A 21,632-nucleotide genomic window follows, 5' to 3' on the forward strand; every position below is an offset into this window, starting at 1 on the left:
AATCCTCTCGGCCGTGGGTATTTTACGATCGGATCAAATACTGCTGGCCCACTACTCGGCACCCGCGCCGGCATTCGGCACCGTCACGGTATCGGCCTGTGAACTGCCCTTGACAAGCAGCGGCAGCAGCTGTTCGTGCCGCTTGCGATTGGCATAGTCAGCTGCAGACATGCCACCCTTGCTTTTCAGGGACGGATCGGCTTTGGCTGCCAGCAGCAGTTCAACGATCGCCCTGTTACCGTGGTCGGCGGCAATCATCAGTGCAGTCCGGCCGCTCTTGTCGGCCAGGTTCGGATCGGCCTTGTGTTCCAGGAGCAGGCGTATCAAGTCCGGGTTGTTTCTGCCGGCAGCCCACAGCAGGGCGCTAGCACCCAGATCGGTGGTCCGGGCGTTTACATCGGCACCCTTCTCCAGCAACAGCTGTGCGGATCCCGCCTCGCTGTTCACGATTGCAATGATCAGGGCTGTCGTCCCGTTGCCGGTGACGGCGTTCACGCTGGCGCCGGCTTTGATCAGCGCCTGCATGGCGCCGGTAGCGCCCCGCATGGCGGCCCGCATCAGGGCGGTACGTCCGCTCCTGTCCTGGCGATTCACTTCCAGCCCCCGTTTCAGGAGTGTTTCCACCGTCGTACTGTCATCAGCCATGGCGGCAATATCCAGCACGGTCATCCCGCTGCGGCTGACGGCGTCGATACGTGCACCGCGCTCCAGCAAAAGACTGGCAATCTCCGACTGTCGACGTTCAAGTGCAGTCATCAGGGCGCTGACATGACCGGTATTGACTGCATTCATGTCGGCGCCCTTGTCGAGCAGCAACCGGGCGATCGCGGTCCTGCCGTGCCAGGCGGCCAGAATGAGCACGGTGCTCTTGCTCTTGCTCAACCGCGCGTTGACATTCGCGCCATGCTCGACAAGCGCGGCTGCAGCCTCGAGATGTCCGCCAGCAACGGTCTGCATCAAGGGCGTGGCACCGGAGTTATCGGAGCGATCAACGGCGGCACCCCGGGCGAGCAGCAGCCTGATGGCGGCAACCTGGCCGGCCGCGGCCGCATGGGCCAGGGCTGTTGTCCCGTCGGGATCCTGTTCGTTGATATCGGCACCGTTTTCCAGCTCATCCCTGATGGCATCGAGGTCGCCGCGGATTGCCGCGCGCGCCAGGGCTGTCGTACCGGGTATGGCATTCGTTGACTTCGGGACCGGTAGCGGAGGAAGCAGCGACTCTGCCGGAGGCAGGGGGTGATTCGGGTCCAGGGTGCGGGTAATAGTGACATCCGTCTCATTACCGAAGTCGACAGGACCGGTCGGTTCGGCGGCTATAGCCGGAGTTGCGAGGATGGCGATCATCACGGCACAGCACGAGCGTCGGATATGCAAGGTGTCTGGTAATGCCAAGCGTTTGAACATGGTCTTCCTGTTTCACAAGGTTGGGGATTGTAAATTGCCGGAAACAGCCGGCTAAAAAAAAGAGGGAGCAATCGCCCCCTCTTGTAGAGTATCAACAAACCGGTTTTGTTCCGCTCGGGACCCGTCTGGCGGGTCCCTCGCTTCACTTGACTGAGATGCTCCGATAGTTACGGGTTACCGTCATCGTATTCGACGATCAGCCACGCCGTGTATAGCTGGGTCGGCTTGCGGTCACCCTTGACGTAGATCGACAGGTCGAAGTCACTCGATACCGGCGCGCCATTGATAGTGACCGCGTCGAGGTTTGGATTGACCACTGCCACGGCGGGGTTGATGATCGTGCCTTCATTCGCCGTGTGATCGACCCAGCCGCTGGTGAACGTCAGCGGCGAGACCGGGTCACTGGTATCCGGGTCGGTCACGCTGCGCACATCGGCAGGATTCCAGCTCAGCATGTCAAAGACATCCCGCCCGTTCGGTGGCACTGAGTCGCCAACCGTGTACTTGATGAGGTCCTTCTGGTAGGGCGGCGGCGCACAGTTCACGTTCGGGATATCCAGGCCAGGAACGTCCTGCCCGAACTTGCCCGCCGTCAGGCGCCAGCGCGGCCCGGACAGCAGCGTATCACCCGGGGTTGCCAGCACGGGTTCGCGTACGCTGTAGTCCGCCGCACCGTCCCCGTCGGTGTCGTAGGACCACTCGAAGGGCTCACGGTCCACGGTGGTGGCCCAGGCATTGCTGTAGCCCTCTTCCAGGTCGGTCGACCAGGCATAGGGATCGGTGCCGACAATGGCATCCACGCCGCCGAGTGCCATGTCGGTATTCTTCAGTACCGTACCTGCGGGCATGAAGTGACCATCCGCCTCGTAGCAATCGACATCCGAGGTCCAGGACCCGGCGCCGTAGTCCGCCACGTTGACATCGATATCGTAGCCCGGCAGGCGGCCGGTGGCGCCCTCGTTCTCCATGTCCTCGGGACGTACCTGGTCGTTCGGGTTGTTGGTGATGTTGTGATAGATGTACAGGGTCGCCTTGGTCACGCGGCAGCCGAGTCCACCATTCAGGCTTTCACAGGCGCCACCGCTCTTCCAGGCGTCCGGGAGTTTCATGCGCGCGTAGATGCGAATATCGTTGGGTTTCTTGATCAGCGTGCCCCAGCGATACAGCGGCTTGCCGTCATCCTTGGCGGTGATGGAATAATCGGCCGTGTAGGCAATGTCCTCCAGGATCGTCGATTCGTTGGGATCGAGGTAGGTCAGCGGATCTTCCGGTGTGGTAAAACCGGCCAGCACCGCGTCGCTGAGCAGCATGCCGGTAAACGGGCCGTTGGCATTGATAACGTACGGGTCATTGTCGAGCTTCTTGGTCGCGCAGTCGACCAGCGGGGTGCCGTCCTCCGGGCTCAGCAGTATCGGCTGCGTGCCATCGACCGGATCCGCCCGCTCCGGATCGTTTTCCATATAGGCCACGGTCTCGTGGCAGGTCAGGACGTGCTCCATCACCACGTAGCGCTCGGTCGAGCACTTCACCGCCGTCTCGCCGATGCCGGCGCACCAGGTACCCAGCGGCGCCGGCACCTTGAAGAAATCCGTTTCGGCATCGGAGAACTCCAGACCGATCTTCTTGTTACTGAGATCCTTGATGTTGCCGATCCAGCCCTCGCCCCAGACACCGTCGCCGATCACCTTGGTGAAAGCCGCGGCGAAAGGAACCACGTTGAAGCCGAACTCGCTATCGATCGGAAACAGCGTGACCGCTTCGGAGCCGGGTATGGGCGCATGGTCGGCATCACAGACGGGCAAACCCGGCAGACCGCACAGGGTGGCCTGATAGCGCCCGTTGCCTGCGGGGCCGAAGGTACGACCGGTAAAGTCCGCCACCAGGTCGTCGGCCGTGAAGGTGTGTCCTGCGATGTGCTGCACCACGACTGCCTGTGCGGTACCGACCGTGCCGAGCGCAACGGCGACGGCGGCCTGCAGGGCACGTAGGCGCCAGGGCTTGCTTTGAATCGATCTCATTTTGTATTCCCCTCGAATCAATTGACTCAATCAGGTTGCTGGATAGTGAGCACTGAATGCAGACATGGCGGCTACCGCAAGGATTGAACCGCACGGCCAAGCCACCGGTCCTATGCCAGGTACAACGTACCGGCAAACCTCACCTCCACCGGTGGCGGTTCAGTACAAATACTGGAGGGAGTCTATCCATAGTGAATGGACATGACATTGATCGATCTCAAATTACCTTCGCAGATCACAGAACCATGCGCGCCTCATTCCCGTGCACGAGCTGCGCCGGCGCGGCTGGCACGCCTGGGATCCGCACTAAAGTAAAATCCGGGTTATGATCTGGATCTGTCGCGCACGGGAATCCGCCGACGGGCGGTACATGCAAGCCAGCACCGTGGACTACAATACGCAAGCTGTGCCTGCCGCCGCGCATTCCAGCCAGGACGCCCTATGAAAAACCTCGCACTTCTCGTACAGCTGACCGCCCTCGTCCCGCTGCTGGCCGCCTGCGAGCAGGCCACACCCAAGCCCCCCGCGAGCGCACCGCCGCCGGCGGAGGTTGCCGTGATCGAGGTGACACCGGGCGCCATACCGCTCACCCGGGAACTGGTCGGCCGGCTGGCGCCCACCCGGGTCGCAGAGGTCCGGGCCCGGGTCGCGGGCATCATCCTCGAGCGCAGTTACCGGGAAGGCACTGACGTCGCACAGGGCACGGTTCTCTATCGCATCGATCCCGCCCCGCTCGAGACGGCCCTGCATGCGCGCGAGGCCGCCCTGGCCCGCGCGCGCGCAGATGCCGCCAACGCCGCGGCGACGGCCAAACGCTTCCGGGAACTGGCAGAAAAACAGCTGATCTCCACCCAGGATCTGGATGATGCGCTGGCCGCCGAGCGCAGCACTGCAGCGGCCGTCAAGCAGGCCCAGGCCGACGTGGAAAGCGCACGCCTGGATTTGGGCTATGCCACCGTCACCGCACCGATCGCCGGGCGCGCCGGGCGTTCGCTGGTAACCGAGGGTGCCCTCGTCGGCCAGGGTGAGGCAACCCGGCTCACCAGCATCGAACAGATCGATCCGCTGTACGTCAATTTCAGCCTGTCCGTCGCGGAGTTGCGCGAGCTCCAGGGCGGCATCAGGGCGCCGCAGGCTGCCGCCCCGGTGGAGGTGCAGCTGCCGGACGGCACGGCCTACGGGCATCCCGGCACACTCGATTTCTCCGACCTCGCCGTCGATCCCGGCACCGGCGCACTCTCCCTGCGCGCCGTCCTGCCCAACCCGGAACATGCCCTGCTGCCGGGCATGTTCGTGAACCTGCGTCTGACCACCGGCACGCTCGACGCCGCCTACATCCTGCCGCAGTCCGCGGTCACCCGCGACAGCGCGGGCGCCTATGCGCTGACCGTGGATGCCGCTGGCAAGGTTGCGCAGCGTCGCCTCCAGACCCATGGCATGACCACGAGCGGCTGGATCGTAACGGGCGAGCTGGGCACGGGTGAACAGGTGATCGTCGAGGGCCTGCAGAAAGTCCAGCCGGGCGGCAGCGCCAAGCCGGTAGCGGCGCCGCAGGCCGCCGCACCCGCGAATACCCACTGAGGCCGGCGCATCATGCCACGCTTTTTCATCGACCGGCCGATCTTCGCCTGGGTGATCGCCATTCTGATCACATTGGCTGGCGCAGCCGCCATCTTCAACCTGCCGGTGTCGGCCTACCCGCCGATCGCCCCGCCCCAAATCAGCATCAACGCCGTCTACCCCGGTGCCAGCGCGGAGGTGATCGAGAAAACCGTGACCTCGGTGATCGAACAACAGCTGACCGGGGTCGACAACCTGCTCTACTTCGAATCGACCTCGCGTTCCAACGGCACGGCACAGATCACGCTGACCTTCGAGAGCGGCACCGATCCGGATATCGCCCAGGTACAGGTGCAGAACCGTCTCAGCGTGGCGCAGCCACGCCTGCCGCAGGAAGTGATACAGAACGGCCTTACCGTGTCCAAAGCCAACAACGACTTCCTCATGGTGGTTGCGTTGCACTCCACCGATCCGGCCATGGATACCTACGCCCTGAACAACCTGATCGCGGCCCAGGTGCTCGATCCGGTGCGGCGGCTGCCGGGTGTTGGCGATGCCAATCTGTTCGGCGCCGCCTATGCCATGCGCATCTGGCTCAACCCGGACCAGTTGCATGGTTACGGCCTGAGCGCCGCGCAGGTGCTGGCAGCGGTACGCGCGCAGAACGTGCAGATCGCCGCCGGCAGCATCGGCGCCGAGCCGGCCCCGCCCGGCCAGGGCTTCACCGCAGCGGTCAATGCCGCCAGCCGCTTCACCTCGCAGGAACAGTTCGGCGACATCATTCTGCGCACCAATCTCGACGGCAGCAGCGTGCGCCTGAAGGACGTGGCACGGGTGACACTGGGCGCGGAATCCTACGGTCACGACGTGCATCTCGACGGCGACCCGATCGCCGGATTCGCGATCCTGCTGGCACCCGAGGCCAACGCCCTGCAGGTTGCCGCCGCGATCCGCACCAAAATGGATGAACTCGACGACTACTTCCCCCCCGGCGTGAGCTGGCTGGTGCCCTACGACAGCACGCAGTTCATCAGCATCTCCATCCAGGAGGTGATCTACACCCTGTTCGAGGCGGTGATACTGGTATTCCTCGTCATCCTCCTGTTCCTGCAGAACCTGCGCGCGACCCTGATCCCCACCCTGGTAGTGCCGGTGGCGCTGACCAGCGCGTTTGCCGGCATGTACCTGGCCGGTTTCTCCATCAATGTGCTCACCCTGTTCGGCCTGGTCCTGGCCATCGGCCTGGTGGTGGACGATGCGATCGTGGTGGTGGAGAACGTGGAACGCATCATGACCGAGGAAGGGCTGCCACCGAAGGAAGCCACGCGCAAGGCGATGGACCAGATCACCGGTGCGGTGATCGCCATGACCACGGTGCTGGCCGCGGTATTCATCCCCATGGCGCTGGTCGGCGGCAGCGTGGGGGTGATCTACCGTCAGTTCTCGCTGACCATCGCGATCTCCATGGCGATCTCGGCGCTGATGGCGCTCAGTTTCACCCCGGCACTATGCGCCGCGCTGCTCAAGCCGGTGCACGGGGAGCCGAACCGGTTGCTGCGCGGCTTCAACCGGCTCTACAACGGCCTGACCGGCATGTACCTGGCACGCGTGACACGCGCCATCCGCCACACACCGCGCTGGATGGTCGCGTTCGTGCTGCTGGTGGGCATCGCGGTGCTGCTGTTCACCCGCCTGCCGACCAGCTTCCTGCCCGAGGAAGACCAGGGCTATGTGCTCGTCATCGTGCAGCTGCCGCCCGGCGCCAGCATGGAGCGCACGGGGGGCGTCCTGCGTGAAATGGAGCGGATCCTGCAGGGACACCCCGCCGTCGACAAGGTATTCGACGTGGCGGGTTTCAGCTTCGTCGGCCAGGGCGAGAACGTAGGCCTCGGATTCATCCGCCTCAAGCACTGGGACGAGCGCCGTGCGGCCGGCGACCAGGTAAACGCCTTCATCCAGTGGGCGAACGGTGCGCTGTCTGCCATCAAGGGCGCGCGCATGTTCGTGATCAACCTGCCCACCATACGCGGGCTGGGCCGCTTCGGCGGCTTCGATTTCCGGCTCGAGGACCGTGCCGGACTCGGACACGCGCAGCTGTTGGCGGCACGCAACACCCTGCTCGGCAAGGCCGCGCAGGATCCGCGTCTCTTCGGGGTGCGGCCCAACCAGCTGGAAGAGGCGCCCGAGCTGCACCTCGAGGTGGATCGTGTGCAGGCGCAGTCCATGGGACTCGACCTGCAGGATGTCTACGAATCCATCCGGCTGATGCTCGCACCGGTATACGCCAATGACTTCAACTACAAGGGCCGCGTGCTCAAGGTACTGTTGCAGGCGGATGCGGCGTACCGCAGCCGCATCGACGACCTGAACCACTTCTACATCCCGGGCAGCGACGGCGATATCGACAACATGGTGCCGCTGTCCAGCCTGGTGACGCCGAGCTGGTCCATCGCGCCGCCGGCGATCGACCACTACAACGGCAGTCCCGCAGTCCAGATCAACGGTGCCGCGGCGCCTGGCCACAGCTCGGGCCAGGCGATGGCGGCCATGCAGCAGATCGTGCGCGCGGACCTGCCTGCCGGCATCGGCTACGAGTGGTCGGGCCAGTCGCTGCAGGAAATCATTTCCGGCCAGCAGGCGCCGGTGCTGTTCGCGCTCTCGCTGCTGGTGGTGTTCCTGGCGCTGGCGGCGCTGTACGAAAGCTGGTCGATACCCATGGCGGTCATGCTGGTGGTGCCACTCGGTGTGCTCGGGGCACTCAGCTTTACCTGGCTGCGCGGACTCGAGAATGACGTCTACTTCAAGGTCGGCCTGATCGCAGTCATCGGCCTGTCCGCCAAGAACGCGATCCTGATCATCGAATTCGCCAACACCCTGCACAGGCAGGGCCGCAGCGTGCTGGACGCCACGCTCGAGGCCTGCCGGCTGCGGTTCCGGCCGATCCTGATGACCTCGATCGCGTTCATCCTCGGCGTACTGCCGCTCGCGGTTTCCACCGGCGCCGGCGCCAACAGCCGGCACGCCATCGGCACGGGTGTGATGGGCGGCATGGTCGGCGCCACGGTGCTCGGCGTGCTGTTCGTGCCGGTTTTCTTCGTGGTGGTGCGCTGGCTGCTCGGCGACCGGACCGGCCGCCAGGAGGCCTGAGCCGCACCCCGGCAGCCGTGCCGGCCCCGCGGCCGGTCGCATGCCCGTCTGCGGTGACTTCCCTGCCGCATGGCCGAACCCCACGCGCCAGACAGCACCGCGCCGTGTCCCGCCGGCGCAGCGCTTAATCACCCCTTAAGCAAACTGTGCAAGAGTGCGCTGCTCGTGTTAGGCAACGGCGGCGGATTCGCGGTCGCGCCAGCGCACATCCGCAACAGCAAGGGATCCTGTCCACCGTCAACCAACCGGCATTCTCCTTCCCTTACACCCAGCACAGGTAAATCATCATGAACTACAGGGACAGACTTCGATCAGCAAGCGGTACCTGCATCATGCTTCTGGCGTTCCTATCACTGCCGCCACAGATCAGCCAGGCCGTTCCGAGCTATGCGCGCCAGACCGGCCTGGCCTGCACCGCCTGCCACACCACCTACCCCGAACTCACGGCATTCGGGCGCGACTTCAAACTCAATGGCTACACCCTGACCGGCATCCAGCAGATCGAGTCCACGCGCACGGGTACCGCAGCCGGCGTCAAGATCAACGAAGTCCTGCCCATCTCTGCCATGCTGACCGCCTCCGTCACCCAAACCGCGAAGACACAACCCGGCACGCAGAATGGCGATGTCGCCCTGCCGCAGGAATTCAGCGTATTCTTCGCCGGCGAGATCACCCCGCACATCGGCTCGTTCGTGCAGGTGACCTATGCGCAGGACAGCGACAGTTTCGATGTGGACAACACGGACATCCGCTATGCCAATCATGCCACGATAGGCGGTGCCGACACGGTATACGGCGTCACCGTAAACAACAGCCCTACCGTGGAGGACCCCTGGAACAGCACGCCGACGTGGGGCTTCCCGTTCGCTTCCTCACCGGTTGCACCCACACCGGCGGCCAGCCCGCTGATCGCGGAACTGGGACAGGATGTCGCCGGTTTCGGCGCCTATAGCCTCTGGAACAACCATCTCTATGGCGACCTGTCCCTCTACCGTTCCGCGCATCACGGACCCGATATCCTGCCCAACGCTGCCAGCACCATGACAATCAAGGGGCTGGCGCCATACTGGCGGGTCGCGTGGCAGCAGAACCTCGGTGCGGACAATCTCGAAATCGGCACCTTCGGCATGCAAACCAGGCTCTACCCCGACGGCGTGTCCGGACTGACCGACAAGTACACGGACACGGCGCTGGATGCGCAGTACGAACATCCCATGGGCACCGACATGCTGACCCTGCGTGGCAGCTATATCCATGAGAAACAGGACCTGAACCGCAGCTTCGCTGACAGCATTTCCGCCAATCCCTCAAACAGCCTGGACGCGCTCAATCTGAACGGCACCTACCATCTGGGCAGCACGGCAGCCTTCTCACTGGGCTATTTCTCCACGACCGGCGATACCGACACCGGCCTGTATGCACCCAACCCGCTCGATGGCAGCGCCAACGGCAGTCCCGATAGTCGCGGTTATATCCTGCAGGCAACCTTCCTGCCCTGGCAGAACACGCAGTTTGCCTTGCAATACACGGGGTATACGAAATTCAACGGCGGCGGCAACAATTACGACGGTGCCGGCCGGAACGCCTCGGACAACAATGCCCTGTTCCTGCATGCCTGGCTGGTCTGGTGACCCGCACAGCGGTGCCGGTCGGATTCACGATCGGCCGGCACCGGTTCATACCGTTACCGAACCGAAGCGGCACTCGTCAGCGCTGCACAGGATAGCGACATGAAGCGTCACAGCCGCGCACGCGCACCTCTCATCCTCGCCGGAACCGGACTGCTTTACTGTCTGCATGCCGCAGCCGCACCCGATACCTCGATTGCGGCGCAGCTGGAACAGCTGCAGCAGGAAGTGCACGATCTTGCGAACCGCGTCAGGCAACTGGAAGGCATGCCGTGTGCCGGCGATGCAGCAGGCCAGGCCGCGGTGACCACCGCAGTGGCGCCAACAGCCGCGCCAGACGACTCCGCCATTCCCGCGCCGGTATCGAACCTCGACCCCGCCCTGCAAAGTCTCGGCCGGCTCAAGGCGGCCTGGCATGGCGTCAGCACCGGCATGGACCAAGCCCAGATCCACGAGCGCCTGGGTGACCCTTCGCGCCGGTTTACCATCGATGGCAAGCCGGTGTGGTACTACGACTACCCGGGGGTGGGCAGTGGCTCGGTTCTGTTCGCCGCCGACGGCGGGGCGATCGGCGTACAGCATCCGCCCTGGAGGCTGTGGTAGGCCGCAGCGGCCCCCTGCGGTCTCGCGCAGATCAGAGCGGGCACTGCGCACCGTCATGGTGGCGCTGCTGCCGGCAGCGGATTATGTGCCTGTTAATACATGGGTTATCATCAGCGCGGCAGTAACTGGCAGCCTGCGCCCGGGCAGTCCGGGTTGGCGCAAGCATTCCGCAGGTGCCCTGAGGTGTCATTTCAGCAACGCGCCAACCCTGCCGACATGCACTAGACCGCAGAAAATCATCGCAATTACAGGGAGGTGTGGATGATTCGCCTGACAACCCGGATACTACCGGCCAGCGCCGTCTGCCTCATGCCACTGGCTGCGGCTGCGGCCGATGGCCAGCAGCACCACGTCCTGGATCTCACCACGCACTGGTCCGGTTTCCTCGCCCTGGCTGTTTTCTTCCTGGCCTATGCGCTCGTCATCGCCGAGGAAACCCTGCACCTGCGCAAGTCCAAGCCGGTCATGGTCGCGGCCGGCATCATCTGGACGCTGGTCGCCGTGGTCTACGCCCAGCACGGCGACACCCATACGGCCGAGACCGCGGTGCGTCACAACCTGCTCGAATTCGCCGAGTTGTTTTTGTTCCTGCTCGCGGCGATGACCTATATCAACGCCATGGACGAGCGCGGCATTTTCGATGTCCTGCGCGCGAAACTGGTTTCGCAGGGCTATTCGCTGCGCACCATCTTCTGGATCACCGGCGCGCTGGCATTCTCGATTTCACCTGTCGCCGACAATCTGACCACCGCACTGCTGCTGGCCACGGTGGTGAGCGCGGTCGGCGGCGACAATACCCGGTTCATCGCCCTTGCCTGCATAAATATCGTGGTTGCCGCCAATGCCGGCGGGGCCTTTTCGCCCTTCGGCGACATCACCACGCTCATGGTATGGCAGAAAGGCATCGTCGAATTCGGCCAGTTCTTCCTGTTGTTCATCCCGGCCGTGGTCAACTGGCTGGTTCCGGCCGCCATCATGAGCCTGGCGGTCGGCACGGGCACGCCCGCGGCGATCGAGGAGCAGGCCAGACTGCACCACGGCGCCTGGGTCATCACCGGCCTGTTCCTGCTCACCATCACCATGGCGGTCAGCGCGCACAACTTCCTGCACCTGCCGCCGGTCATGGGCATGATGACGGGTCTCGGCCTGCTCAAACTCTATGGCTACTATCTCAAGCGGCGCAAATCGTTCTTCCCCCGTCCCGCCGAGGGCGACCTTGGCAGTACGGCACTGGCCATGGAGAAGGCGGAATCCCCGGCACATGACGGCGACGCCGCTACCCAGTACAACATCTTCAAGTCGCTGGAACGCGCCGAATGGGACACGCTGATGTTCTTCTACGGCATCATCCTGTGCGTCGGCGGCCTCGGCACCATGGGCTACCTGTCACTGGGCTCGGAGCTGATGTACGGCAAGCTCGGCGCGACCACTGCCAACATCCTGGTCGGCTTCCTGTCGTCACTGATCGACAATATCCCGGTGATGTTCGCGGTGCTGGCCATGCTGCCCGACATGGATCTCGGCCAGTGGCTGCTGGTCACACTCACCGCAGGCGTCGGCGGCTCGATGCTGTCGGTGGGCTCCGCCGCCGGCGTCGCGGTCATGGGCCAGGCCCGCGGAATCTACACCTTTTTCACACACCTGAAATGGACGTGGGCCATCCTGCTCGGCTACGCGGCCAGCATCTGGGTACACTTCCTGGTCAACGCCGGCAGCTTCACCTGAACCCGGCGCGCCCCGCCCGCTAGCCCACGCCGGCGGCAGCGCCGTCGGCGCAGCACACCGTCCCAGCCGGACAGGCAGGGAAACAAACCCTGTCCCTGTGGCATAATCATGCCCGGATCAACACAAGCGAATTCCGGAGTTGCCATGATGCATACCATCCGGCTCGCCACCCTGCTGTTCGGCCTGTGGCTCGGACTGTCCGGTCACCTGGAGCCCCTGCTGCTGGTGCTGGGCCTGGCGTCGACCGCACTTGCCGTTACCATCGCGCGACGCATGGACCAGGTGGACCGCGAACATCACAGCGCACATGTGCCGCTGCGGCTGCTGCGCTTCTGGTTGTACCTGATCGGCAAGGTGATCGCCGCCAACTTCCACGTCATCCGCTGCATCGTCACGCCCGGCAAGTCCATCAGCCCGCAGCTGTTCACCGTGCCGTTGCCGCAGCGTTCGGATCTCGGCCGGGTGATCTACGCCAACTCGGTCACCCTCACCCCGGGCACGCTGACCCTGCGCGTCAGCCCTGACTGCCTGCTGGTGCATGCCCTCACCCGGCAGGCGGCCCGCAAGCTCCAGGACGGCACGATGGCCAGGAAGGTGCCGGACTTCCCGCCGGAGGACACCCCGTGATCTATGCCGTAGCCGCAGCAGCGATCCTGGTGACCATGGGACTGGCACTGGCCCGCGCACTGCTGGGACCGACGGTGTGCGACCGCATCCTCGCCGTCAATATGTTCGGCACCAAGACGGTACTGCTGATTGCGGTACTCGCGTTCATGTCTGGCCGGACCGACATCATCGATATCGCCCTGATCTATGCCCTGATCAACTTCATCGGCGTGGTCGCCGTTTTGAAACTGGTCGAGCAGGGCAATTTCTTCACGTCCGGCGAAGAGGAAAACCGGACCTGCGAGCAGATCAATGATTAGCGATGTCGCAAGCTGGATCTGCGTACTGGGCGGCGCCGCACTCAGCGTGATCGGTGGCATCGGCATGCACCGCTTCCCGGATTTCTACACGCGCGTGCATGCTGCCGGCACCACAGACACGCTGTGCGCCGCGCTGTTCCTGCTCGGCCTCGGCCTGCAGGCGGGACTTTCACTGGCGAGTTTCAAGCTGTTCCTTATATTCACCTTCCTGTTCCTCACCAGCCCTACCGCAGCGCATGCGCTGGCAAACACCGCGACCGAGGCCCAGCTCAGGCCGCTGCTCGCCGACAACGAGAGCGCAGACCCATGATCGAGACCCTGATCGATGTCACCCTGCTGGCATTCCTGGCGCTCACTGCCATTGCCATCCTGCACCTGCGCAGCCTGTTCGCCATCGTCATGCTGTTCGGGATCTACAGCCTGCTCTCGGCCGGACTGTTCACCGTCATGGATGCCGCCGATGTCGCCTTCACCGAGGCTTCCGTGGGGGCCGGTATCGCCACCGTACTGATGCTGGCCACGCTGGCGCTGACCGGCATGCGTGAGGAAAAGGCGTCACCGCGCCAGCCCTGGCTGCCGCTCGTCGTGGTGGCGGTCACCGGGCTCGCGCTGGTCTACGGCACCCTCGACATCCCCGCATTCGGCGACCCTGCAGCACCGGCGCACCTGCACGTGGCCCCGCGCTACCTCGAACAGAGCCTGACCGAGACCGGCGTGCCCAACGTGGTGACGGCGGTGCTGGCCAGTTACCGCGGTTTCGACACGCTCGGCGAAGTGTCCGTGATCTTCACCGCGGGAATCGGCGTGCTGCTGTTGCTGGGCCGGCCTCGGCGGCACGCAGACCGCGAGGATGCGGAATGAAACACAATCTCATTCTCAAGGTCATCGCCAAGTTCATCGTGCCGGTGATCCTGCTGTTCGCACTGTACGTGCAGTTTCACGGCGATTTCGGCCCCGGCGGCGGCTTTCAGGCCGGCGTCATATTCAGCGCCGCCTTCATCCTCTACACCCTGGTATTCGGCCTCGACGCCGCCGAGCGCATCATCCCCGCATGGCTGCTGCGCGTACTTGCCAGCATGGGCGTACTGCTCTATACGGGCACCGGATTCGCCACCCTGCTCGGGGGCGGTCGCTTCCTCGACTACAGCGTGCTTGCCGCCACGCCGGTGGCGGGCCAGCACCTTGGCATCCTGGTGATCGAAGCGGGCGTCGGCATGACCGTCGCCGCCGTCATGCTGCTGATCTTCTTCACCTTCGCGGGGCGCCACCGGCCATGACCGATTTCATACTTGGCCATTACAACTACTGGATCGTGATACTGCTGATGATGACCGGCTTCTATACCGTGATCAGTTGCGGCAACCTGATCAAGAAGATCGCCGGCCTCAATATCTTCCAGACCTCGGTGTTCCTGCTCTACATCAGCCTCGGCAATGTCAGCGGCGGCACCACGCCGATCATCACGGATGGCGTCACGCGCCACTCAAACCCCCTGCCCTATGTACTGATCCTGACGGCGATCGTGGTCGGCATTTCCACCACCGCGCTCGGCCTGGCGCTGGTCGTGCGCATACGCGAGGCCTACGGCAGCATCGAGGAAGATGATATTCACAGGCAGGACGCCTCTTTGTGATCGAATCCAATCTGAGCCTGCTGCTGGTCGCCATTCCGCTGCTGGCCGCGCCGGTCACGGCACTGCTGCCGGCGGGACGGGCACCCTGGCTGCTGGCCCTGGGTGTAACCTGGAGCGTCATGCTGCTTGCCGCCTGGCAGTTGTGGCTGGTATCCGACGGCAGCGTAATCAGCTACGAGCTTGGCGGCTGGGCACCACCCTGGGGGATCGAATACCGCGTCGATGCGCTGAATGCGCTGGTGGCGCTGATCGTGACCGGCATCGGTGCCGTCGTCCTGCCGTTCGCGTACCGGAGTCTTGCCCAGGAGATACCACGCCACCAGCTCTCGCTGTGCTATGCCGCCTACCTGCTCTGTCTCGATGGGCTGCTGGGAATCAGCCAAACCGGTGATGTCTTCAACCTGTTCGTGTTCCTGGAAATCTCCTCCTTGTCGTCCTACGCGCTGATCAGTCTCGGGCAGCGCCGCCGCGCACTGACCGCCGCCTACCAGTACCTCATCATGGGCACCATCGGCGCGACCTTCCTGCTCATCGGCATCGGGCTGGTCTATGCCGAGACCGGCACACTCAATATGCAGGATCTGCACCACCGGCTGCACGCGCTGTACGCACACCGCACGGTACATACCGGTTTCGCCTTTATCGTGGTTGGCGTCGGGCTGAAACTGGCGATGTTCCCGCTGCACCTCTGGCTGCCCAATGTCTACAGCTACGCCCCCCTGGCGATAACGGTATTCCTGGCGGCGACGGCTACCAAGGTTGCCGTCTACATCATGCTGCGCATGCTGTTCACCGTATTTCCGGATAGCCTGGTGGCACTCACGCCCACCGGGCTGGTATTCCTGTTGACGGGTGTAGGGGGCATACTGTTCGCCTCGATCGCCGCCAATTACCAGCGGGATGCACGCCGCCTGCTGGCCTACTCCAGCATCGCCCAGATCGGCTACATGGTGCTGGGCATCTCCTATGGCACGGTGCTCGGACTGACCGCGACCATCGTGCACGTGTTCAACCATGCCATGATAAAGGCCGCACTGTTCATGGCGGTCGGCGCACTGGTATACCGCACCGGTTCGAGCCAGCTCAAGGATCTGCGCGGTACCGCGCGCCAGATGCCCTGGACCTTCGGCGCCCTCGTCATCGCCGGGCTCAGCATCATCGGCGTCCCGGGCACCGCCGGCTTCATCAGCAAGTGGTATCTGGTACTGGCCGCGCTGGAACAGCACGACTGGCTGATCGCGCTGATGATACTGGCCGGTTCCCTGCTGGCTGTCGTCTATGTGTGGCGGCTGGTCGATGCGATGTATTTCCGGACCCCGGCCGAGAACGCGATATCGGTACGCGAGGCGCCGCTATCGATGCTGGTTCCGCTATGGCTGCTGGTGCTGGCCAATATCTGGTTCGGCCTGGATACCCGCCTGACCCTGGGCACGACTACCACTGCCGTGCAGCTGCTTACGGGTACGGGCCCATGACGGCTGAGTGGTTGATGCTGGCGCTGCCATTCTTGCCGCTGCTGGGGGCAACGGGCATTCTCATGCTCGATCGCCATCCAGATCTGCGCGAAGCGCTGTCGCTGGCGGTTTCCGTAATCGTCGCGGGGTGCGCGCTGGCCCTGTACCCGCAGATCCGCGACGGCGCGGTGGTCTCGCTCCGCTTTGCCGAACCGCTGCCCGGCCTCCCCCTCGAATTCACGATCGAGCCGCTCGGCATGTTGTTCGCGCTGGTGGCGAGCCTGCTCTGGCCGGTAACCACGATCTACGCCATCGGTTACATGCGCAGCCACAGGGAACGGAACCAGACCCGTTTCTATGCGCTGTTTGCCGTCGCCCTCGGCTGCACCTTCGGCGTGGCCTTCGCCGGCAATCTGCTGACGCTGTTTCTGTGGTACGAATTGCTCACGCTGGCTACCTTCCCGCTGGTCGGTCATGCCGGCACCGATGCGGCGCGGCGCGGCGCCCGCACGTATCTCGGTATCCTGCTCGGCACTTCCATCGGTCTGTTCCTGCTCGCCATCCTCGCCACCTACAGCGTCGCCGGCACCCTGGCCTTCCGCAGCGGCGGCATCCTGGCCGGGCGACTCGATCCGGGCTGGGCGGGAGTACTGCTCGCGCTGTTCGTGTTCGGCATCGGCAAGGCGGCGATGATGCCCTTGCACCGCTGGCTGCCGGCGGCGATGGTCGCGCCCACACCGGTCAGCGCGCTGCTGCACGCGGTTGCCGTCGTCAAGGCGGGTGTATTCAGTATCCTCAAGGTCACGCTGTACGTCTTCGGTACCGGCTATATCACCTCCAGCGGCGCCGCCGACCTGTTGCTGTGGTGCGCCGCCGCGACCATTCTGCTGGCCTCCCTGGTCGCCATGACACGCGATAATCTCAAGGCACGGCTGGCTTACTCCACCATCAGCCAGCTGGGTTATGTCGTGCTCGGCGCACTGCTGGCGACACAGGCCGGGGTCATCGGCAGCGCGTTGCAGATCGCGATGCATGCCTGTGCCAAGATCACACTGTTCTTCGCCGCCGGCGCCATCCTGGTGGCCACGCAGCGCACCGAGATCAGCACGATGGCCGGGCTCGGCCGCGCCATGCCGGTCACCTTCGGGGCGTTTTTCATCGGCAGCTTGAGCATCATCGGCCTGCCGCCGTTCGGTGGCCTGTGGAGCAAATGGTACCTCGGTATGGGTACCCTCGAAGCCGGCCACTGGCCGCTGCTCGGTGTGTTACTGCTCAGCTCCCTGCTCAATGTCGCCTACCTGCTGGCGATCCCGGTGCGGGCCTTCTTCGGCAGCGCCAACGCAGGCAGCAGCGGCCAGGACATCCGCGCCGCACCGCTGACCTGCCAGGCGGCGATGATCGTCACCGCAGGCGCCTGCGTGGCACTGTTTTTCTATCCCGACCCGGTGTACCGGCTCGCACTGGAGGCCAGCGGCGGCCGCTGACATGCGCACCAATCCCGACCAACGCGAGCATCTGTTCGACCGGCCGCGCAATGTGCGCCGTCTGCTGGGCACGCTCTACGCCGCCTGCGGCATCCTGCTCGCGCTGGATTTCATCCTGCAACGCCATGCGCTGCATGCCTGGGACAGACTCCCGGGCTTCTACGGCCTGTTCGGCTTCAGCGCCTGCGTGTCGCTGGTGCTGATCGCGAAACTGCTGCGCCGACTGCTCCGGCGAGCGGAAGACTACTACGATGTGGATGCCTGAGCTGCCACCGTTCGTCCCGTTTCTAGTCGCCGCCCTGCTGGCACTGGTGACGCGTGGCCGGCTGCGCGCCGCACTCATGCTGGCGACACCGATCCTGGGCGGCGTACACCTCTGGCTCGACGTGCACCCCGGTACCGTGGTCGCCGTGCCGCTACTGGAATTCGAGCTGGTGCTGCTGCGCGTCGACCGTCTCAGCCTGCTGTTCGGCTATCTGTTCCACATCGCGGCAACCTTCGCCTTCCTGTTCGCGCTGCACGTGCGCGATACCACCCAGTGCGTCGCCGGCCTGCTCTATGCAGGCAGCGCCCTAGGCGCGGTGTTCGCCGGCGATCTCGTCACGCTGTTCATCTTCTGGGAACTGCTTGCGTTCAGTTCCACCTTCCTGATCTGGGCCCGGCGCAGTGCCCGGGCTCGCGCCGCCGGCATGCGCTACCTGCTGGTCCAGGTGACATCCGGGCTGTTGCTGCTGGCCGGTGTGCTGGTGCACTACCGCCAGAGCGGCACGCTGGAATTCGGACTGATCGGTCTCGCAGGCAGCGGCGGCTGGCTGATCTTCATCGCCTTCGGTATCAAGTGCGCCTTCCCGCTGCTGCACAACTGGCTGATCGATGCCTACCCCGAGGCGACGCCCACCGGCACCGTCTTCCTGTCCGCCTTCACCACCAAGGTCGCGGTCTATGCCCTAGCGCGCGGCTTCCCGGGGACCGAGCTGCTGATCTACATCGGCGCCGTCATGACCTGCTTCCCGATCTTCTACGCGGTCATTGAGAACGACCTGCGGCGCGTCCTTGCTTACAGCATGATCAACCAGCTCGGCTTCATGGTGTGCGGCGTGGGTATCGGTACCGCGCTGGCACTGAACGGCGCCGTTGCACATGCCTTCAATGACGTCATTTTCAAGGGATTGCTGTTCATGAGCATGGGCGCGGTGCTGTTCCGCACCGGCCGTATGAACGGGTCCGACCTGGGTGGAATGTACAAGTCGATGCCCAAGACCGCACTGCTCTGCAGCATCGGCGCCGCCTCGATCTCCGCCTTCCCCCTGTTCAGCGGTTTCGTCAGCAAGTCCTTGATCATGAGCGCCATGCTCGAACAAGGTCATGAGGTACTGTGGCTGGCGCTGCTGTTCGCTTCGGCCGGTGTCTTTCACCATGCCGGCATCAAGATACCCTACTTCGCGTTCTTCGCGCGCGATGCCGGAATCCGCACCGCGGAGGCGCCGGGCAATATGCTGCTTGCGATGGGACTGGCCGCGGTGCTTTGCATCTGCATCGGCTGCCAGCCGCAATACCTCTATGCCCTGCTGCCCTGGGATGTCGACTATTGGCCCTACGAAACCAGCCACGTACTCGCGCAGCTGCAGCTGTTGTGCTGGGCTGCGCTGGCCTTCGTCTGGCTCAACAAGCAGGGCATCTATCCGCCGGAACTGCGCGCGGTGAATCTCGACGCCGACTGGCTCTATCGCCGGCTGTTGCCGGCCGGCGGCCGGCGTGTCTTTGTCAGCCTGCGGCATGCCCGGCAGGTGCTGGCGGGTGTGGGACGCTTCTATCGCCGCAGCGTACTCAATGCGTACTGCCGGACATCGCTGGCGAACTTTCACCTGGAGGATTTCTGGCCGACCGGCAGCATGGTGCTCTGGATCGCAGTGGTGCTGGGCGCCTACCTGCTGCTGGACACGGTGTTCTGACGCAGCCAAGCGCGCCTTCCACGAAGGCGCGCGCCGCTACGGCCCGGTGCGAATACACACAGCGTTCAGTTCTCCAAATTGCGCCAGACGACGTTGCCATCGCATTTGCCGGCAATGGCATCCAGCCGCGTCTCATGCAGGGCGAGTTCCTCGTCGCTGGCCCGGATCACGCGCAGTGCCGGCCGGCCGACAGGCAGGCGGCGAATCGCGGCATCGGTACTCCTGCCGCGCAGTTCCTGGGCACCATCCGCCTCCAGCGAAAGACTGACCTGGCCGCCGGTCATGGCCAGGTAGACATCGGCAAGAATCTCGGCATCCAGCAAGGCCCCGTGCAGGTCGCGCTGGGAGTTGTCGATGCCGTAACGCCGGCATAGCGCGTCCAGGCTGTTCCGCTGCCCTGGATGCAGGCGCCGCGCCAACTGCAGCGTGTCCAGCACGCTGCAGTGCTGTGCCAGGATGTCGGTCGCCGCGCCTAGCAGCCGGTACTCGTGGTTGATGAAGCCGACGTCGAACGGCGCATTGTGGATGACCAGCTCGGCACCACGGATGAAGTCGAGGAACTCATCCGCGATATCGGCAAAACGCGGCTTGTCGAGCAGGTACTCATTGGTGATCCCGTGTACCTCGATGGCCCCGGGATCGATCTCCCGATCCGGCTGAATATAACGGTGATAGGTATTCCCGGTCAGGCGACGGTCGACCACTTCCACGCAGCCGATTTCGATGATGCGGTGCCCTTCGGCGGGTTCCAGACCGGTGGTTTCGGTATCGAGCACGATTTGCCGCATGACTGATGCTCCAGGATGGTCGGGTTGCGCGAGCGGGATCAACCCGCGCGCAGCATCGCATCGATCGCCTGGTTCGCGAGGCGGTCGGCGAGTTCGTTTTCCGGATGGCCGCTGTGACCACGCACCCAGCTCCAGCGGACCCGGTGTCCGTTCGCGGCCTGGTCCAGGCGCTGCCACAGGTCCATGTTCTTCACGGGTTTGCGGTCCGCCGTTTTCCAGCCGCGCCGCTTCCAACCCTGCAGCCACTCCTCGATGCCCTTCTGGACGTACTGGGAATCGGTGACCACGTGGACTCGGCAGGGCCGTTTCAGGCTTTCCAGGCCGACGATCGCCGCCATCAGTTCCATGCGGTTGTTGGTGGTATGCGCTTCGGCCCCGGACAGCGTCTTCTCATGGCCATTGTGGCGCAACAGCACGCCCCACCCCCCCGGACCCGGATTGCCGCGGCAGGCACCGTCGGTGAATATTTCGGTTTCAGCTGCTGCGTCGGACATTGCCCTGGCTCGAGGACGGTATGCCGACCGGGAACAGGCGCGGTTGCGGACGGACGTTCTCGCGCAGCGGGGTCATGACGACGGTGCGCTTGCGCGCGACCAGGATATAGGCCGCCGACAGCAACATCGTGCCCTGCCCGCTGGCCGGCTCCATGAAACCCAGCCGTGCCAGCACGCGCCGGCTGCGCACCGGCGGCCGCTGGAACAGATAATGACTGTGCAGGGTATCGAAGCCGAGCAGGCCGAGCCAGTCCTGGATGCGGTGCAGGCTCTGGAAGCGCGCGCCCCACGGCATGCGGTTGCTGCGCCGCGTCAGCTTGCGGCGCAGGCCCCACAGGCTGAACGGGTTGAATCCGATGATCACGAGATGTCCGTCCGGGATCAAGCTGCGGTCGGCCTCGCGCAGCACCTGGTGGGGATTGGTGCTGAGTTCGAGGGTATGCGGCAGGACGATGGCGTCGACCGAATCGGTCAGGATCGGCCAGTTGTCCGTGTGTCCGGACAATCCCACCCCCGGCTGCGTCAACGGCCCGACGCTCTGGATGACATGATGCGGGATACGGCTGTCATCCAGCGGACACTCGCCCCACGGCGGATCGATCACCACCATGTGATAACCGAACAGCGTCTGCAGCTGCGCCGCGAGCGCCGCCTGCTCGACAGCGGCCAGCTGCCGGCCCAGCGGGCGCCGGTACCAGTCGCGCAGGGACATGGCGCGGGAGGGCATGGAAACGACAGCATTCATCGGTGACATTCTAGCGCAACTGCCGCACCGGCGCGTCATAAAACTGCAACCGGCGCAAGCGGTTGACCTGA

20 protein-coding genes are annotated in these 21,632 nt (G+C 64.3%); 15 read left to right on the forward strand and 5 right to left on the reverse strand.

Annotation, left to right across the window (positions count from 1 at the left end; all coding sequences use genetic code 11):
- Positions 1-51 precede the first annotated feature (51 nt).
- Both R3F42_02365 and R3F42_02370 read right to left on the reverse strand, forming a co-directional pair.
- On the reverse strand, positions 52-1,404 hold the full coding sequence (locus R3F42_02365; protein MEZ5540866.1) for an ankyrin repeat domain-containing protein: 1,353 nt from the start codon (positions 1,402-1,404) through the stop codon (positions 52-54).
- 167 nt (positions 1,405-1,571) lie between these two features.
- A complete protein-coding gene (locus tag R3F42_02370) occupies positions 1,572-3,422 on the reverse strand; it encodes a hypothetical protein (protein ID MEZ5540867.1) in 1,851 nt (616 codons plus the stop codon).
- Positions 3,423-3,863: 441 nt separating this feature from the next.
- Between R3F42_02370 and R3F42_02375 the strand changes: the two genes are divergently transcribed.
- The 15 genes from R3F42_02375 to R3F42_02445 all read left to right on the forward strand — a co-directional run bounded on the left by R3F42_02375 (position 3,864) and on the right by R3F42_02445 (position 19,534).
- Entirely contained in the window at positions 3,864-5,003 is a 1,140-nt protein-coding gene (locus tag R3F42_02375) for an efflux RND transporter periplasmic adaptor subunit (protein ID MEZ5540868.1), read from the forward strand.
- 12 nt (positions 5,004-5,015) lie between these two features.
- Positions 5,016-8,129 carry a multidrug efflux RND transporter permease subunit gene (locus R3F42_02380; GenBank protein ID MEZ5540869.1) on the forward strand — a complete coding sequence of 1,038 codons (3,114 nt, stop codon included), beginning with the start codon at positions 5,016-5,018 and terminating at the stop codon, positions 8,127-8,129.
- Positions 8,130-8,461: 332 nt separating this feature from the next.
- Positions 8,462-9,760: a cytochrome C gene (locus R3F42_02385; GenBank protein ID MEZ5540870.1), complete on the forward strand. Its 1,299-nt coding sequence runs from the start codon at positions 8,462-8,464 to the stop codon at positions 9,758-9,760.
- A 99-nt stretch (positions 9,761-9,859) separates the two neighbouring features.
- Complete coding sequence (locus R3F42_02390; GenBank protein ID MEZ5540871.1) at positions 9,860-10,360, forward strand: hypothetical protein; 501 nt, start codon at positions 9,860-9,862, stop codon at positions 10,358-10,360.
- A 309-nt stretch (positions 10,361-10,669) separates the two neighbouring features.
- Positions 10,670-12,085, forward strand: coding sequence for a sodium:proton antiporter NhaD (gene nhaD / locus R3F42_02395; protein MEZ5540872.1), 1,416 nt, complete (start codon positions 10,670-10,672; stop codon positions 12,083-12,085).
- A 144-nt stretch (positions 12,086-12,229) separates the two neighbouring features.
- Positions 12,230-12,712: a Na+/H+ antiporter subunit E gene (locus R3F42_02400; GenBank protein MEZ5540873.1), complete on the forward strand. Its 483-nt coding sequence runs from the start codon at positions 12,230-12,232 to the stop codon at positions 12,710-12,712.
- Positions 12,712-13,011 carry a monovalent cation/H+ antiporter complex subunit F gene (locus R3F42_02405; protein MEZ5540874.1) on the forward strand — a complete coding sequence of 100 codons (300 nt, stop codon included), beginning with the start codon at positions 12,712-12,714 and terminating at the stop codon, positions 13,009-13,011. Before R3F42_02400 ends, R3F42_02405 begins: the two co-directional genes overlap by 1 nt.
- Positions 13,004-13,321 carry a monovalent cation/H(+) antiporter subunit G gene (mnhG, locus tag R3F42_02410; protein MEZ5540875.1) on the forward strand — a complete coding sequence of 106 codons (318 nt, stop codon included), beginning with the start codon at positions 13,004-13,006 and terminating at the stop codon, positions 13,319-13,321. Before R3F42_02405 ends, mnhG begins: the two co-directional genes overlap by 8 nt.
- The gene (locus tag R3F42_02415; protein ID MEZ5540876.1) at positions 13,318-13,872 is read left to right on the forward strand and encodes a DUF4040 domain-containing protein; all 555 of its coding nucleotides are present in this window, start codon (positions 13,318-13,320) and stop codon (positions 13,870-13,872) included. The genes mnhG and R3F42_02415 overlap by 4 nt, the downstream gene beginning before the upstream one ends.
- Entirely contained in the window at positions 13,869-14,288 is a 420-nt protein-coding gene (locus R3F42_02420) for a Na(+)/H(+) antiporter subunit B (protein MEZ5540877.1), read from the forward strand. The genes R3F42_02415 and R3F42_02420 overlap by 4 nt, the downstream gene beginning before the upstream one ends.
- Entirely contained in the window at positions 14,285-14,644 is a 360-nt protein-coding gene (locus R3F42_02425) for a cation:proton antiporter subunit C (GenBank protein ID MEZ5540878.1), read from the forward strand. The genes R3F42_02420 and R3F42_02425 overlap by 4 nt, the downstream gene beginning before the upstream one ends.
- On the forward strand, positions 14,644-16,119 hold the full coding sequence (locus R3F42_02430) for a monovalent cation/H+ antiporter subunit D family protein (GenBank protein ID MEZ5540879.1): 1,476 nt from the start codon (positions 14,644-14,646) through the stop codon (positions 16,117-16,119). Before R3F42_02425 ends, R3F42_02430 begins: the two co-directional genes overlap by 1 nt.
- Complete coding sequence (locus R3F42_02435) at positions 16,116-17,582, forward strand: proton-conducting transporter membrane subunit (GenBank protein MEZ5540880.1); 1,467 nt, start codon at positions 16,116-16,118, stop codon at positions 17,580-17,582. Before R3F42_02430 ends, R3F42_02435 begins: the two co-directional genes overlap by 4 nt.
- Position 17,583: 1 nt before the next feature.
- Positions 17,584-17,847 carry a hypothetical protein gene (locus tag R3F42_02440; GenBank protein ID MEZ5540881.1) on the forward strand — a complete coding sequence of 88 codons (264 nt, stop codon included), beginning with the start codon at positions 17,584-17,586 and terminating at the stop codon, positions 17,845-17,847.
- Positions 17,834-19,534 (forward strand): Na(+)/H(+) antiporter subunit D, encoded by a 1,701-nt coding sequence (locus tag R3F42_02445; GenBank protein ID MEZ5540882.1) that lies wholly within the window; start codon positions 17,834-17,836, stop codon positions 19,532-19,534. Before R3F42_02440 ends, R3F42_02445 begins: the two co-directional genes overlap by 14 nt.
- Positions 19,535-19,599: 65 nt before the next feature.
- Here the strand turns inward: R3F42_02445 and dnaQ are convergent, their stop codons facing one another.
- Genes dnaQ through R3F42_02460 form a run of 3 tightly spaced genes read right to left on the reverse strand, consistent with a single transcriptional unit; the run spans position 19,600 to position 21,561 of the window.
- A complete protein-coding gene (gene dnaQ, locus R3F42_02450) occupies positions 19,600-20,322 on the reverse strand; it encodes a DNA polymerase III subunit epsilon (GenBank protein ID MEZ5540883.1) in 723 nt (240 codons plus the stop codon).
- Between the two features lie 38 nt (positions 20,323-20,360).
- Entirely contained in the window at positions 20,361-20,816 is a 456-nt protein-coding gene (rnhA, locus tag R3F42_02455; protein MEZ5540884.1) for a ribonuclease HI, read from the reverse strand.
- A complete protein-coding gene (locus R3F42_02460) occupies positions 20,797-21,561 on the reverse strand; it encodes a methyltransferase domain-containing protein (protein MEZ5540885.1) in 765 nt (254 codons plus the stop codon). The genes rnhA and R3F42_02460 overlap by 20 nt, the downstream gene beginning before the upstream one ends.
- Positions 21,562-21,632 lie beyond the last annotated feature (71 nt).

The organism is Pseudomonadota bacterium, assembly GCA_041395565.1.
GTDB lineage: Bacteria > Pseudomonadota > Gammaproteobacteria > UBA9214 > UBA9214 > UBA9214.